This is a genomic window from Xanthobacter tagetidis (genome assembly GCF_003667445.1).
In the GTDB taxonomy this organism is placed as follows: Bacteria; Pseudomonadota; Alphaproteobacteria; order Rhizobiales; family Xanthobacteraceae; genus Xanthobacter; species Xanthobacter tagetidis.
On the sequence record NZ_RCTF01000002.1, the window covers coordinates 191628 to 206682 of the forward strand.

Here is a 15055-nt window from a genome sequence, read left to right on the forward strand (position 1 = left end):
CGGGCGCGCGCGTCGGCGCGACAGGGTAGGGTGACGCCGCGGCGCTCGCCGAATCCTCATCCGCGGCGGCGATCCATCCGCCGTCTCGCTCTGCCTCAGGCCATGCGGAACCCTCCATGTCCCATCCCCCGCGCGAGGCGCCGCTGAGCCCCACCGACTGGACGCTCTATGTCGCGAGCGTCGTCATCTTCGGCATCGGCTGGCTGCCCATGCGGCTGCAGCTCGGCGAGGTGGCGCCGGAGGTGTCGGCCTTCTGGCGCTTCGTCTTCGCGACGCCGGTGATGTTCGCTCTGGTGTTCGCCACCCGTTCGCGCCTCGCCTTCGGCCTGCGTGACCATCTGCTGTTCCTTGGCCTCGGGGCGTGCCTTTTCTCCTTCAACTTCCTCAGCTTCTATTATGCCGGCTACCACCTGCCCTCGGGGCTCATCTCGGTGGTGTTCTCGCTGGTGGCGATCATCATTCCGTTGCTGTCGGCGCTGCTGCTGGGCGCGCCGCTGCGGCGCGGCCTGTTCCTCGGCGCCCTGCTCGGCGTGGCGGGCACCGGGCTGGTGTTCGGGCCGGCCGTCGTCGCCGTCTTCACCGGCGCCGCCGCAGGGGCGGAGGCGCAGGCGCACATGGGCATGGGGCTCATCCTCGCGCTGGTCGGCACCGTCTGCTTCTCGCTGGGCAGCATCCTCTCCGGCATCGCCGGCCGGCGCGGCCTGCCGCTCCTGTCCATGACCGCCTTCAGCTTCGCCTACGGGCTGGCGGTGCTCGGCATCGCAGCGCTGATCGGCGGTTCGCCCTTCATCATGGAGATGACGCCGCGCTATCTCGGCTCGCTCGCCTTCCTCATCATCGGCCCGACGCTTTCCGGCTTCGGCATCTACCTGGCGCTGGTGCGGCGCATCGGCGCCAGCCGGGCGGGCTACGGCACGGTGCTCTATCCCCTGATCGCCCTCGCGATCTCGACCGTCTTCGAGGACTATCACTGGACGCTCTCGGCCGCCTTCGGCATCGCGCTGGTGCTGATCGGAAACATGCTGGTCCTGCGCGCGCCCGCCCCTGCCAGGGCCAGCTGACGCGCGCGGCTGGCTGGCGCCGATGTCCACGATGCATTAGGTTGTGCGGCAAAGGGTTGGGACGAGGCGCGGCGGTGCGCCTTCATTGCCCGCCGTGCCGCACCGGCACCATCGATGGTAGACGGAAATGTCGCTGAAGTTCGCTCTGCTCGGGCTGATCGCCATCCAGCCGGCGTCCGGATACGACTTGAAGCGGACCATCGAGCGCTCGATCTACTACATCTGGAACGCCACCTCCCCGCAGATCTACAACACCCTCGCCAAGCTCAGGGAGGAGGGGTTCATCACCTCGGTGGACCTGCCCCAGCGCAGCAAGCCCGACAAGAAGATCCACGCCATCACCCCCCAAGGCCAGGAGGCGCTGGCGGCGTTCCTCAACGAGCCGATCCGCTCCTCGGTGACGCGGGACGAGGTGCTGCTGCGCATCTTCTTCGGCAATTTCGCGGACCGCGCCACCATCCACAAGGAGCTGCTTTTGACGCTGGAGCGCATCCGCGAGGAATGCGCCTATCTGGAAACCGTGGAGGCGCGCATCACCGCCCATCCCGGACCCAAGATGGAGGCGCGCAAGTTCCAGCTCCTCTCGCTGCGCATGAAGGTGGCGCAGATGCGGGCGATGGAGGAGGAACTGGTGCGGTTCCTCGCCAGCGAGAGCGCGCAGCCGCTGGAGAATTTCGAGCAGGTGTGAGGGGTGGCGCCATCGTGGCCCGGCCTCGCCGCCGCCGTAGTCCTCTTTCACCGCCGTCATGCCCCGGCTGGTCCGGGGCATCCACCGGGCCGCAGCACTGCGCCTTCAGATCGGCCGCCGGCCCGGCCGTGGTGTGGATCCCCCGGACAAGCCGGGGGATGACGGCGGTTGGGGGACCATCGGGCGGGGGTCAAAAGGCTGGACGACGCCCGTCCTGGTATTGCTTCGCCGCCGCCGTGGTCCTCTTTCACCGCGGTCATGCCCCGGCTTGTCCGGGGCATCCACCGGGCCGCAGCACTGCGCCTTTAGATCGGCCGCCGGCCCAGCCGTGGTGTGGATCCCCCGGACAAGCCGGGGGATGACGGCGGCGCGGGGACGATCGGGCGGGTGATGGGCGGCCGGCGCCGCCTGCCTGACTACCCGCCAGTCACCCGCTCCAGTTCACCCGCCCGCCGTCTTGCCGCGCACCTCGCTCAGGGTCTTGCTGATGCGGCCCTCGTAGCGCGGGCGGTTCTCCTGGGGGGCCGTGAGCGGCTGCACGGGCCGCAGTGTCGCCAGGCAGCGGCGGGTCAGCTCCTGGTATTCGAGCGTGCCGCCGCGCTTCCAGCCGAGGTCCTTTTCGGCGAGCGTGCGCACGATGCGCGCGGGCACACCCACGACGAGGCTCTTCGGCGGCACCACCATGCCCTCGGGCACATAGGCCATGGCGCCGATCACCGCGTCCTCGCCGATCACCGCATTGTCCATCAGCACCGCCTGGATGCCGATCAGCACGTTGCGGCCCACATGGGCGCCGTGGATCACCGCGCCGTGGCCCACATGGCCGTCCACGTCGATGATCGCGTCGCCGCCGGGAAAGCCGTGCATGATGCAGCCATCCTGGATGTTCGAGCCCTCGCGCATGATGACCCGCGCGAAGTCGCCGCGCAGCGAGGCGCACGGGCCCACATAGCAGCCCGGTCCGATCTCCACGTCGCCGATCAGCACCGCGGTCGGATGCACGAACGCGGTGGGATGGACGACCGGGACCAGGTCCTCGATGGCGTAGCAATTGTGCATGTCTTCCTGCCCTTCATGGTCCTGAGGCGCGCGCCGTCAGCGCCCGGAGAACACCGGCACGCGCTTTTCCAGGAAGGCGCGGCGGCCTTCCTTGTAGTCCTCGCTGGCATAGCAGGCGCGCACCATGTCCTGGAGCCGCATTTCCTCTTCGGGATTGACGGCGGGGGTGAGGGCGAGCTTGCAGGCCTTGGCGAGGGCGAGCGTCATGGGCGCGTTGGCGGCGATGGTCGCGGCATAGGCCGCGGCCTCCGCCGCCCGGTCGGCCGCCGGCACCACGCGGTTCACGAGCCCGAGCGCCAGCGCCTCGGCGGCGTCCACCTGCCGGCCGGAGAACAGCAGATCGGCGGCCACCGCCGGCCCCACCGCCTCGGTGAGGTTGCGCTGGCCCTCGATGCCGTAGCCGAGCCCGAGCTTCGCCGCCGGCACCGCGAAGCGCGAGCCCTCTTCGCAGATGCGGATGTCGCAGCACAAAGCGAGCGCCAGCCCGCCGCCGATGCAGAAGCCGCCGATGGAGGCGAGCGTCGGCTTCGGAAAGTGCTTCAGCCGCCGGTAGGCGCCGGCCGCGATCTCGTTGTATTGCGCCACCGCCTCGGCCGTGCCGCGCTCGCGCTCGAACTTGGAGATGTCGGCGCCCGAGGCGAACGCCTTCCCGCCGCGACCCTCGACCAGCAGCACGCGCACCTCGGGAGCCTGCGCCATCTCATCGAGGAGGTCGCTTGCCTGCCGCCACATGGCGAGATCGATGGCGTTGCGCCGCGTGGGATTGTCGATGACGAGCCGCGCCACCGGGCCCTCGCGCTCGGCGACGATGCGCCCCTCGGCCTCGGCCGTCCCGTTCATGCCCGAACTCCCTTCGCCTGTTGTTCTTCTTGGCTGCCGGCGCAGCAGGATAGCCGCGACGCTCCGCGCTGGCGACAGCCTGGGCGGAGGGCTTCAGAAGAAGGCCTGAAGGCCGGTCTGGGCGCGGCCGAGCACGAGGGCATGCACGTCGTGGGTGCCCTCGTAGGTGTTCACCGTCTCCAGGTTCACCATGTGGCGCATGACGTGATACTCGTCGCTGATGCCGTTGCCGCCGTGCATGTCGCGCGCCGTGCGGGCGATGTCGAGCGCCTTGCCGCAATTGTTGCGCTTCAGCAGGGAGATGGTCTCCGGCGCGATCTGCCCGGCGTCGAACAGGCGCCCCGCCTGGAGGCAGGCGAGCAGGCCGAGGGTGATCTCGGTCTGCATGTCCACCAGCTTCTTCTGCACCAATTGGGTGGCGGCGAGCGGACGGCCGAACTGCCTACGGTCGAGCGTGTATTGCCGCGCCGCGTGCCAGCAGAATTCCGCCGCGCCCATGGCGCCCCAGGAGATGCCGTAGCGCGCCCGGTTGAGGCAGCCGAACGGCCCGGCAAGGCCGGTGACGTTGGGCAGGAGGCGGTCCGCCTCCACGAACACGTCCTCCATGGCGATGTTGCCGGTGGGCGAGGCGTGCAGGCTCAGCTTGCCCTGGATCGCATAGGTCGACAGGCCCTTCATGCCGCGATCGAGCAGGAAGCCGCGGATCACGCCGTCATCGGTCTTGGCCCAGATGACGAACACGTCGGCGATGGGGGCGTTGGTGATCCAGCACTTGGTGCCGGAGAGCAGGAAGCCGCCGTCGACGCTCCGGGCGCGCGTCGCCATGGCGCCGGGATCGGAGCCGGCATCCGGCTCGGTGAGGCCGAAGCAGCCGACGATCTCGCCGGTGGCGAGGCGCGGCAGGTATTTCATGCGCTGGTCTTCGCTGCCATAGGCGTAGATCGGGTGCATGACGAGCGAGGACTGCGCGCTCATGGCCGAGCGGTAGGCACTGTCCACCCGCTCCGCCTCGCGGGCGCACAGGCCGTAGATCACGTAGCTGCTGCCGGCGCAGCCGTACTTTTCGGGGATGGTGAGGCCGAGCAGGCCGAGGGCGCCGAACTCGGAGATGATCTCGCGGTCGAACCGGTGTTCCCGGTTCGCCATCAGGATGCGCGGCATCAGCCGGTCCTGGCAGTAGGCGCGGCAGGTGTCGCGCACCATGCGCTCCTCGGCCGAGAGCAGGCTTTCGAGCTGCATCGGGTCCTGCCAGTCGAACGGGGCGTATCGGTTCGACGGCACGGTCGCCACCTTGCGCGGCAGGACCGCCTCGTTGACGGAGCTCTGGGTCATCGTCGCTCTTCCGGTCAGGCGGCTGCGGGGGAGGAAAGCGTCTCGGCGCTGCGATGCGCCTTGGCGGCGAGGTCCAATTCGCCGAGGTCTGCGAGCACCTTGCCGTATTCGCGCCAGCCGCGCCGGCCGCGCGGGAACAGCGCCACGCGCTCGGAGAGCAGGTTCCGCGCCATCGGCAGACGCCCGGCGCGCACCGCCGCATCGATCAGGATCTGCGCGAACAGATCGCGCTGGGCGAGGCTGCCGCCGATCGGCGCAAGCTCGTTGCGCATCGGCCAGAGAATGTCGCAGGCCTTGGCGTGGTCGCCGCCCTCATAGGCGATCATGGCCTCGCACAGCGGAATGAGGACCGCCTGCGTGGTGCGTGCATTCCAGCTCTCGCCGTCCTTGGCGAAGACGGCCATGGACTGGATCTGCTCGCGCGCGGTGTCGAACCGGCCCTTGGCGGCGAGCGCGAGGCAGAAATGGGCGTCGCGGAACGGCAGGATGTGGTCGTGGATGCGCGTCGCCGAGTGCTCGGCCAGAAGGTCCCAGCGGTTGCCCACGTCGACCCCGGCGATCTGCAGCCGCTTGAGAAAGGCAGCCTGGTTGGAGACGTCGATATAGGTCTCCGAATTGAGCGACGACAGGTCCTCGTCGAACACGCGGAGCGCACGGTCGTAGTTCTCGGCGACGATGTGGAACAGGCCGCGGTGCCACCACACGTGGGCCTTGAAGAAGTTCTTGTTGGCCCAGTCGTCCCTGGAATAGTCGAGCCAGTCCGCGCCCTCGTCGAAGCGGCCCTGCATCTCCATCACATGGGCGACGGAATGGATCGCCCACAGGTCCTCCGGGTTGCCCTCCACCGCCGCGCGGCCCCAGCGCTCCGCATCGGCATAGGCGCCGCATTCCTCCAGCGCATAGGCATACATGCCCTGCACGTGGGAATAGCCGGGCGTCGCCTCGTCCCAGGCGCCGAGCGCGCCGGCCACCACCGCGCGCAGCACGTTGTTGCGGCCGGTGTAGAAGGCCATGGTGTGGTGCAGCTTGAGGGCCATCAGGTCCTGCGGCCACTGGTTCAGCACCTGCTCCCAGGCGAGGCAGGCGTTCATGAGGTCGCCCTTCACCCACGCCTTGAGGGCGGACAGGTGGAGCCGCTCGCGCTCGGTGATGTCGCCGCCCGCCTGCTCCAGCTCCGCCAGGGTCTGGCGCAGCTTCGGGAACACGGCGGGGTTCTCCAGCATCATCAGGAGATAGCCGCGATAGCACTGGGCGAGCACGCAGGACGGGTCCTCGGCGAGCGCCGCCTTCACCTCCGCGGAGGCGCTGGTGCCGTAATTGAGATAGTCCGCCACCGCCAGGTCGAGATGGGCGACCGCCTTCGGGCTGGTGGTGGTCACGTCGAGGCCGCGGACGTCCTGATGCATGGCGGTGTCCCTTCTCTCGCTGTGCGGCGCGCCGGTCAGGCTGCGTCGTCGAGCGCGACGCCAAGGCCGCGCAGCACCCGTTCCGGCGTCGCCGGAAAGTGGAAGATGTCGCCGCCGCGCTGGCGCAAGGCGTCCGCCACGGCGCAGGAGATGCCGGCGAGCGCGCCGATGATCGAGCCCTCGCCGCAGCCCTTGAAGCCGCCCAGCGCGCCGGACGGCGTGTTGGCGTGGTGCAGCTCGATGTGCGGCACCTCCAGCGCCGAGGGCACGAGATAGTCGGCGAGCGTCACCGTGCGCGGCTGGCCGTTCTCGTCATAGATCAGCTGCTCGTAGAGCGCCTCGCCGACCCCCTGGGCGATGCCGCCGATGATCTGGCCTTCCACCACGGCGGGATTGATGATGCGTCCCACGTCCTCGGCGGCCACATAGCGCACGATCTCCACGTGTCCCGTCTCTTCGTCCACGTCCACCACCACCACGTGGGCGCCGGCGGCGAACGAGCCGTGCTTGGGATCGTAGAAGGCGGTGACCTCGAAGCCCTGGTTGATCTCGCTCGGAATGTCCTTGGCGGAGAAGAAGCTGTGTTCCGCAAGCTGGCGCAGGGGCAGCGACCTGGTGCGATCGACGGTCTCCACCACGCTGTCGGCGAGCATCAGCTCCTCGCTCGGCGTCTGCATGATGTGGGCTGCGACGGCGAGGATGCGGCGGCGCAGTTCGCCCGCCGCCTGGATCACCGCGCCGGAGCCGAACACGGCGGTGCGCGAAGCGAACGTGCCGAAGCCGTAGGGCGCCATGCCGGTGTCGTTGGTGAGACACGCGATGTCGTCGAGGCGGATGCCCAGCTCGTCCGCCGCCACCTGCCGCATGGCGGTAGCGATGCGCTGGCCCTGGGAGGGCAGAGCGGCGGCGATGGTCAGCTTGCCGGAGGTCTCAAGGCGCAGCGTGACCGCGTCGCGGCCAGGCTGGAGCAGCGTGCCCGGGCCGACCGCGGTGCTGGTGCCGAGGCCGGTCAGCTCGGCGAAGCAGGCGACGCCGATGCCGCGCAGCTTGCCCTTGGCCAGCATCGCCTGCTGCTCCTTGCGCAGCACCGGGTAGCCGGACTTCGCCAGCGCCATGTCGAGGCACGGCATGTAGCCCACATGGTCGTGCACGAGGTTGTTGCCGTTGCGAAACGGCATGGCGCTCTGGGGAATGATGTTGCGGCGCCGGATCTCCACCGGATCGATGCCCAGCTCCGCCGCCGCCTGGTCGAGCAGCAGCTCCAGAGATGCGGAAGCGGAGGGGCGGCCCACCGCGCGATAGGGGCCGACTGGCGTCTTGTTGGTGGCGACGCCGCGCGTCGTGTAGCGCAGCGCCTTCACCTGGTAGGGCCCCGGCATCAGGCCGCCGGTCTGCAGCGGCTCCATGCCGGCGGACCACAGATAGGTGGAATAGGCGCCGACGTCGGTCCAGATGTCCGACTGGAGCGCGAGGATGTGCCCCTCGGCGTCGAGCGCCAGCGCGACCTCGATGTCGTGCTCGCGGGCATGGGTGGAGGCGACCATGTTCTCCAGCCTGTCTTCCACCCACTTCACCGGGCGGCGCAGCTGGAGCGCCAGGAACGCGCAGACGAACTCCTCCGGATAGATGGACGCCTTCTGGCCGAACCCGCCGCCGGTCTGCGGCGCCACCACGCGGATGTCGGTTTCCGACAGGCCGAGATGCTTGGCGAGATAGTGCCGCACCACATACGGAAGCTGGTGGCTCATCCACATGGAGAGCTTGAAGGAGCCGTCGCGCCAAGCGGCGACGCAGCCGCGCCCCTCCATGCACAGCGCCTGCTTGCGCCCGAGCTGGAAGCGGCGCTTCACCACGAGGTGAGCGTTGGCGAACGCGGCATCGACGTCGCCGCTCTGGTAGTCGCGCCGGATGAGATAGTTGTTGGGGCAGGTGTCGTGCACCAGCGGGGAGCCGTCGCGCTCGCCGTCGCGGGCGTTGGTGACGACGGGCAGGGGATCGTAGTCCACCTCGATCAGCTCGATCGCGTCTTCCGCCAGAGCGCGGCTCTCGGCCACCACGGTGCAGATCGCCTCGCCGCAGAAGCGCACCTTCTCCACCGCCAGCCAGTGCTGCGTCGACTGCCCGCCGGAGAAGCGGTTGGGCATGGAGGTGAAGGGCTCGACCTTGCCCAGGAGGTCGGCGCCCGTGAGTACGGTCACGACGCCCGGCAGCGCGCGGGCGCGGCTTGTGTCGATGCGCGCGAGGCGGGCATGGGCGTGCTGGCTGCGCAGGAAGGCGACGTGGAACATCCCGGCGAACGAGATGTCGTTCAGGAAGCGGGCCTCGCCCTCCACCAGCGGGATCGCCTCCTCGGGCAGCACCGAGGAGCCCACCATCCTCTCATTGACGAAGCGCGTGCCCGACATCTCACCCCCGCTGATGGTCTTGCATCGCGGCTGCCGCCGCGCGCACCGCCTCGACGATCGCCTGGTAGCCGCTGCACCGGCAGATGTTGCCGGACAGGTACTCGCGGATCTCGGCCTCGGTGGGGTCCGGGTTCTGGCCCAGAAGCTCGATGGCCGTTGCGAAGAAGCCGGGCGTGCAGAAACCGCACTGGATCGCGAAATTCTCGAAGAACGCCTTCTGAACCGGGTGCCAGACGCCCGCCGGGTCCTTGAGGCCCTCGATGGTGACCACCTCGCGCCCGTCCGCCTGCACCGCCAGCATCAGGCAGGCGCGCGCGCTGCGCCCATCCACCGTCACCGTGCAGGCGCCGCACACGCCGTGCTCGCAGCCGAGATGGGTGCCGGTGAGATGGAGCTGGTCGCGCAGGAAATCGGCGAGCGAGGTGCGCGTCGCCACGTCCTTGGTGTGGACGCGGCCGTTCACGGTGAGGGTGATGGTCTGCTGCTCAGGCATGGTGCGTCCTCCCGCTGCGCAAAAGCGCCCTGGCGAGCGCCCGGCGCGCCATCACGCCCGCAAGGTGGCGCCGGTAGCCTGCGCCCGCATGGACGTCGTCGGTCGGGTCCACCGCGCGGCGCGCGAGCTGCACCGCGGCCTCGAACAGTTCGGGCGCGGTGCCCTCGTCGATCCGCTGGCCCGCCAGCAGCGCCTCGGCGGCGGTGACGCGCACCGGTCCCTCGCCCATGCCCACAAGGGTGAGGCGCGCCTCCTCGCACACCCCGCCGCGCAGCGTGAGCAGCGCCGCCGCCCCGCCCAATGCGAAATCGCCGAGCCGCCGCGAGAATTCCACGAATGCCCAGCCGGTGCCGGGCCGCACCGGGGGATAGCGCAGTTCGACGATCATCTCGCCGGGCTCCAGCGCGGTGGTCATCAGGCCTTGGAGGAAGTCTTCCGCCTTCACCTCGCGCCGCCCCTCGGCGCTGGCGATCACGACGCTGCCGCCGAGGGTGAGCAGCACGCTCGGATGCTCGGCCGCCGGATCGTTGTGGGCGACGCTGCCGCAGGTGGTGCCGCGGTTGCGGATGGCGGGATGGGCCACATAGGCCGTCGCCTCGCTCATGAGCGGCCAGCCGGCCTTCACCAACGGCGAATGCAGGATGTCCACATGGCGCACCAGCGCGCCGACCCTGAGCGTGCCGCCGTCCGCGTCCAGCCGCGCCAGCTCCTCGATGCGGTTGATGTCCACCAGCACGCCGGGAGCGACGATGCGCATGTTCATCATCGGCATCAGGCTTTGGCCGCCGGCGAGGACGCGTCCGTCCGGTCCCGCATCCCGCAGGATCGCCGTCGCCTCTGCGAGGCTCCGCGGCGCGCGATAGTCGAACACGGGTGCCTTCATCTGCCCCCTCGTTTCCCCTGGAACCGCGCTGCCCCGGCACTCCGGATGATTGGCCGGGCTTATGGCGACAGGCGGCTCGATGTTCTTATATGTTAGAACTAACTTATGTGATAGGATATGCTCTCGGTCGCGTCAAGGCGTCCCGCGCAGCCAGAGAACAATGGATTTTAGGAAACGTAAGCGCGGCTAGGGTGCGATTGACGTGATCGCCGCCATCGATTAGCAATAGATAAGTATATATCTATGTTGCGGTGCAATGCCGCATGTTTAAGAGCCAGCGCGGATCGGCATCTCAGCGCCGGGTCGAGGCGCCGGGCCGGTCGGGGGAGGTGAGCCGATGAAGATGAACGTCCTCGACGGCGGCCGTGTGCGCATGCGCCGTCGCATCTTCGTTCCCGACGCGGCGAAGGAGGAGCAGATCGAAATGCCGGTCATCTCCACCCTGTTTCGGCACCCCAAGGGCAACGTGCTGTTCGACACCGGATGCCATCCCTCCGTGGAGACCGACGCTGACGCACGGTGGGGCGGGCTCGCCCGCCTCATGACGCCGATCGCGGCGCCGGGCACCAGCGTGGTCGCGGCGCTCGCCCAGGTGGGGTTCCAGCCCGACGACATCGACATCGTCGTCAACTCGCACCTGCATCCCGACCACTGCGGCTGCAACTGCTTCTTCCGCAAGGCGGAGTTCTTCTGCCACGCGGCCGAGCTTCAGGCCGCCGAGGCCGAGGGCGCGGACGCGCAGGGCTATCGCCGGGTCGAATGGGACTTGCCCATGCGCCTCAACCCCCTTGCCGGCAGCCACGATCTGTTCGGCGACGGGCGGCTCGTGACCGTTCCGCTGCCCGGCCACACGCCGGGATGCATGGGCCTTCGGGCCGAGCTTTCCGGCGACGGCGTGTTCCTCCTCGCCTCCGACGCGGTGACGCTCAAGCGCAACCTCGACCGCGACGAGGTGCCCATGAATGCGTGGGACCGCGCGCAGCTGCTCGCCTCCTACGAGACCGTGCGGGCCGAGGAGGCGCGCGGCGCCACCGTCATCTGCGGCCACGACGACGCGCAGTGGCAAACGCTCAGGACCGGCGCCGAAGGCTATGCCTGACATCCGGCGGGCGCCGGGCCACCAAGATCAAATGGGAGACGCCAATGGACATCGGGCTTGAGGGGAAGGTCGCCATCGTCACCGGGGGCGCGCGCGACGTGGGCGGCGCCATCGCCCGGTCGCTGGCGCGCGAGGGAGTGCGCGTGGCGGTCAACTACAACAGTTCCGAGGCCGAGGCGCAGGCCCTGGTGGACGACATCGCCGCCTCCGGCGGGACCGCGCGCGCGGTGAAGGCGGACATCGCCGACTACGCGCAGGTGCGGGCCATGACCGACGATGTGGCCGCCGAATGGGGCAGCCTCGACATCCTGGTGAACAATGCGGGCTACGTGAAGTATCAGCGCTTCATCGAATCCGAGCCGGCCGACTGGCGCCGTCAGATCGACGTCTGCCTCTACGGCGCGCTCAACTGCTCGCACGCCGCCGCCAAGCACATGGCGAAGCAGTAGGCCGGGCGCGTCATCAATATCGTCGGCGACAGCTCGCGCATCGGCGAAGCGAACATCGCGCTCGCCGCCACCGCGCGCGGCGGCACCATCGCGCTGGGCAAGTCCATGGCGAAGGAACTGGGGCGCTACAACGTCACCGTCAACACCATCGCGCTCGGACTGATCGAGACCGCGCACCAGGACCCGGAATTCCTGGCCAAGAACATGGAGCGCATCGTCAAGGCCTATCCGCTGCGACGCATCGGCAAGCCGGGCGACGTGGCGCCCATGGTGGTCTTCCTGTCCTCCGCCGGCGCCGACTGGATCACCGGCCAGGTCATCAGCGTGAACGGGGGCTTCTCCATGGTCTGAGGCCGCGTGCCCGGCGCCGCTCAGCCGGCGGCCGGGCCGTCCTCCTGCTCGGCGAGGGAGGGGGGCTTGTAGCCGATCTCCACGGTGAGGAGCTGGGCCTGCAGCTTGCCGAGGAAGTGAACCAGCGAGGCGCGTTCGTCGAAGCTGAAGCCGGCGGCGGCCTGCTTGTAGAATTCGAAGATCTTGTCCCTGAGGTCCGGCCACAGGCGGTGGCCGGCAGGGGTGAGGCGCACGAGGCGCGCCCGGCGGTCGTTGGGGTCGGTGGTGCGCTCGACGATGCCGCCGCGCTCCAGGCGCTTGATGACGCCGTCGAGATTCTGGCGGCTGACCACGAGGTATTCCGCAAGGTCGCCGAACGCCATGCCATCCGGGCGGTGTTTCTGCGACAGGGCGCCGATCACCGCCCATTGAACCGTCGTGACCCCGAGTTCCTTCACGGACTGGCGCTGCAATGTGTTGCCGAGCTGAAACAGGCGGAAGAAGATGCGGTTGTTCAGCTGGTCGGCGGAGGCCTGCTCCTCGTGCTGTGCCGTCAAGTGGTTTTCCCCTGAAGCATTCACGCGGCCGGCTCCGGTTCGATCTTCATTCAGGCGGTCAATGCGCGCGCCGCGGCGCCCGATCCGTGCGGCCACCATAGTCGGCAACGCTGCCGTGCTCCAGAGCGCCGCATCCCGCGGCTGCCGGCCTCGAGCGCACGGCGATGATAGCAGCATTCATGGCAATGTATTGATATAAATGGCGTGCCCAACGATGGACATTTCGCCTGCGACATGCCGCTTCATCATGTTGCATTGCACACATATGCTGCCACGTCGCAGCCGCGGCGGTCCGTCGACGTTCCGGAAGGTGGTTGCGAGAAAGGCAAAGATATTGACATTAATCCGATGCCCCGTCTATTCATTGGAGTAATGACAAACGTGCGCCCGACGGCGCGCGAAAGGCTGTGGAGGAACTGCCCATGAGTGCGGCCCGTTCGGCGCTGCTTGAGCCCATTTCGGTCGGGGGCGTGACGCTCTCCAACCGCGTCGTCATGGGCTCGATGCACACCGGATTGGAATCCCATCCCGAGCGCTTCGACGAACTGGGCCGCTTCTATGCCGAGCGCGCCAAGGGCGGCGTCGGGCTGGTGGTGACGGGCGGCTTCTCGCCCACCTTCGCCGGGCGGATGAAGGACGAGCCGGGCACGTTCGAGCGGCCGGACCAGGTGGAGGCCCATCGGCGCATCGTCGCGCCGGTCCATGCTGCCGGCGGCCGCATCATCCTGCAGATCCTCCATGCCGGCCGCTACGGCTACCATCCGGCCATCGTCGCCCCGTCCGCGATCCGCGCGCCGATCAACAAGGAGACGCCGCGCGAACTGCCGGCCGACGAGATCGAGGCGACCATCGCCGCCTATGCCAACACGGCGCGCCTCGCTCTGGAGGCGGGCTATGACGGCGTCGAGGTGATGGGCTCGGAGGGCTACCTCATCAGCGAGTTCCTGGCGACCCGCACCAACCACCGCACCGACGACTGGGGAGGGGCGCTGGAGAGCCGCGCGCGCTTCCCGCTGGCGGTCGTGCGCGCGGTGCGCGCGGCGCTCGGGCCGAAGGCGATCCTGTCCTACCGCATTTCCGCGCTGGAACTCATCGAGGGCGGCCTCAGCGAAGACGATACGCTCTGGCTCGCCCAGGAAGTGGAGAAGGCGGGCGCGGACTGCCTGTCCACCGGCATCGGCTGGCATGAATCCACCGTGCCCACCATCGCCGGCACGGTGCCGCACGCGGCCTTCGCCGAGGCCACGCGCCGCATCAAGGCGGTGGTGTCGATCCCCGTCACCGCCAGCAACCGCATCAACCTGCCGGACGATGGCGCGCGCCTGATCGAGGACGGCGCCGCCGACCTCATCTCCATGGCCCGTCCGTTCCTTGCGGATGCGGCCTTCGTCAACAAGGTGCGCGACGGCCGGCCGGATCTCATCAATGTCTGCATCGCCTGCAACCAGGCGTGCCTCGACCACTATTTCACCAGCCAGGTGATCTCCTGCCTGGTCAATCCGCGTGCGCTGCGCGAGGGCGAATTCTCCGATGCGCCGGCGGCGGACGCCAAGCGCGTCGCGGTGGTGGGCGGCGGCGTCGCCGGCATCGCGGCAGCGCTGGAGGCCGGGCGGCGCGGCCACCACACCACCCTCTACGAGGCGGCGCCCGAGATCGGCGGCCAGTTCACCCTTGCCGCGCAGGTGCCCGGCAAGGAGGATTACGGCCTCGCCATCGACGGCTTCCGGCGCCAGCTGGAAGAGGCCGGCGTGCAGGTGCGCACCGGCGCCCGCGTCAGCATCGATGCGCTCGGGCGCAACAACTATGACGCCGTCATCATCTCCACCGGCGTCAGCGCCCGCCCGATCGACATTCCCGGCGCCGACGATCCCCGCGTTGTGGGCTACACCGACATCCTCGACGGCAAGGCCAAGGCCGGCGCACGGGTTGTGGTGATCGGCGCCGGCGGCATTGGCCACGACGTGGCGCTGTTCCTCGCCTTGGGCGAGGAGGGCGAGCGCCAGTCGATCGGGGAATTCGAGGAGCGCTGGGGCATCGCCGGCGGCGCGCGCCACATCCCGTCTGCCCGCCGTCAGGTCACCATGGTGAAGCGCTCGCCCGGCGGCTTCGGCAAGACGCTGGGCAAGAGCACCGGCTGGATCCTGCGGCAGGAACTGAAGGATCTCGGCGTGCGCCAGATCGCCGATGCGCGCTACCTCAAGATCGATGCGGACGGCCTCCACGTCGCCGTGGGGGACGCTGTGGAGGTGCTGCCGGCCGACACCATCGTCGTCTGCGCCGGCCAGGAGTCCGACCGCAGCCTCGCCGACGAGCTGGAGGCGCGCGGGCAGAGCGTCCATGTGGTCGGCGGCGCGCGGCTTGCGGGAGAGCTCGACGCCAAGCGGGCGATCCTGGAGGGCGCCGTGGTCGGCAACCGTATCTGATGTCGCGCAGCTATTGACGCCCGCATCCGG

The 15055-nt window shown here is 69.1% G+C and carries 12 protein-coding genes and 1 pseudogene; 5 read left to right on the forward strand and 8 right to left on the reverse strand.

Features of this window, described 5'->3' with window-relative positions; genetic code table 11:
* Positions 1-116 precede the first annotated feature (116 nt).
* Both D9R14_RS03700 and D9R14_RS03705 read left to right on the forward strand, forming a co-directional pair.
* Positions 117-1061, forward strand: coding sequence for a DMT family transporter (locus tag D9R14_RS03700; protein WP_121621960.1), 945 nt, complete (start codon positions 117-119; stop codon positions 1059-1061).
* A 127-nt stretch (positions 1062-1188) separates the two neighbouring features.
* On the forward strand, positions 1189-1749 hold the full coding sequence (locus D9R14_RS03705) for a PadR family transcriptional regulator (protein ID WP_121621961.1): 561 nt from the start codon (positions 1189-1191) through the stop codon (positions 1747-1749).
* Between the two features lie 441 nt (positions 1750-2190).
* Here the strand turns inward: D9R14_RS03705 and D9R14_RS03710 are convergent, their stop codons facing one another.
* The 7 genes from D9R14_RS03710 to D9R14_RS03740 all read right to left on the reverse strand — a co-directional run bounded on the left by D9R14_RS03710 (position 2191) and on the right by D9R14_RS03740 (position 10167).
* Positions 2191-2808: a phenylacetic acid degradation protein PaaY gene (locus tag D9R14_RS03710; RefSeq protein WP_121621962.1), complete on the reverse strand. Its 618-nt coding sequence runs from the start codon at positions 2806-2808 to the stop codon at positions 2191-2193.
* Positions 2809-2844: 36 nt separating this feature from the next.
* On the reverse strand, positions 2845-3648 hold the full coding sequence (locus D9R14_RS03715) for an enoyl-CoA hydratase (RefSeq protein ID WP_121621963.1): 804 nt from the start codon (positions 3646-3648) through the stop codon (positions 2845-2847).
* Positions 3649-3741: 93 nt separating this feature from the next.
* Positions 3742-4980 carry an acyl-CoA dehydrogenase gene (locus D9R14_RS03720; RefSeq protein WP_121621964.1) on the reverse strand — a complete coding sequence of 413 codons (1239 nt, stop codon included), beginning with the start codon at positions 4978-4980 and terminating at the stop codon, positions 3742-3744.
* Between the two features lie 14 nt (positions 4981-4994).
* Positions 4995-6386 (reverse strand): tetratricopeptide repeat protein, encoded by a 1392-nt coding sequence (locus D9R14_RS03725; RefSeq protein ID WP_121621965.1) that lies wholly within the window; start codon positions 6384-6386, stop codon positions 4995-4997.
* Between the two features lie 35 nt (positions 6387-6421).
* Entirely contained in the window at positions 6422-8791 is a 2370-nt protein-coding gene (locus tag D9R14_RS03730; RefSeq protein WP_121621966.1) for a xanthine dehydrogenase family protein molybdopterin-binding subunit, read from the reverse strand.
* A 1-nt stretch (position 8792) separates the two neighbouring features.
* The gene (locus D9R14_RS03735) at positions 8793-9284 is read right to left on the reverse strand and encodes a (2Fe-2S)-binding protein (RefSeq protein WP_121621967.1); all 492 of its coding nucleotides are present in this window, start codon (positions 9282-9284) and stop codon (positions 8793-8795) included.
* Positions 9277-10167 carry an FAD binding domain-containing protein gene (locus tag D9R14_RS03740; RefSeq protein WP_121621968.1) on the reverse strand — a complete coding sequence of 297 codons (891 nt, stop codon included), beginning with the start codon at positions 10165-10167 and terminating at the stop codon, positions 9277-9279. Before D9R14_RS03740 ends, D9R14_RS03735 begins: the two co-directional genes overlap by 8 nt.
* Before the next feature lie 337 nt (positions 10168-10504).
* Between D9R14_RS03740 and D9R14_RS03745 the strand changes: the two genes are divergently transcribed.
* Entirely contained in the window at positions 10505-11266 is a 762-nt protein-coding gene (locus D9R14_RS03745; RefSeq protein ID WP_121621969.1) for an N-acyl homoserine lactonase family protein, read from the forward strand.
* A gap of 44 nt (positions 11267-11310) precedes the next feature.
* Positions 11311-12066, forward strand: a pseudogene (locus D9R14_RS03750) (SDR family NAD(P)-dependent oxidoreductase).
* Positions 12067-12086: 20 nt separating this feature from the next.
* On the opposite strand, the gene D9R14_RS03755 reads toward D9R14_RS03750, so the two are convergent.
* Entirely contained in the window at positions 12087-12602 is a 516-nt protein-coding gene (locus D9R14_RS03755) for a MarR family winged helix-turn-helix transcriptional regulator (RefSeq protein ID WP_245420534.1), read from the reverse strand.
* Between the two features lie 422 nt (positions 12603-13024).
* On the opposite strand from D9R14_RS03755, the gene D9R14_RS03760 reads away from it, so the two are divergent.
* Positions 13025-15025, forward strand: coding sequence for a 2,4-dienoyl-CoA reductase FMN-binding domain-containing protein (locus D9R14_RS03760; RefSeq protein ID WP_121621971.1), 2001 nt, complete (start codon positions 13025-13027; stop codon positions 15023-15025).
* Positions 15026-15055: the final 30 nt, after the last annotated feature.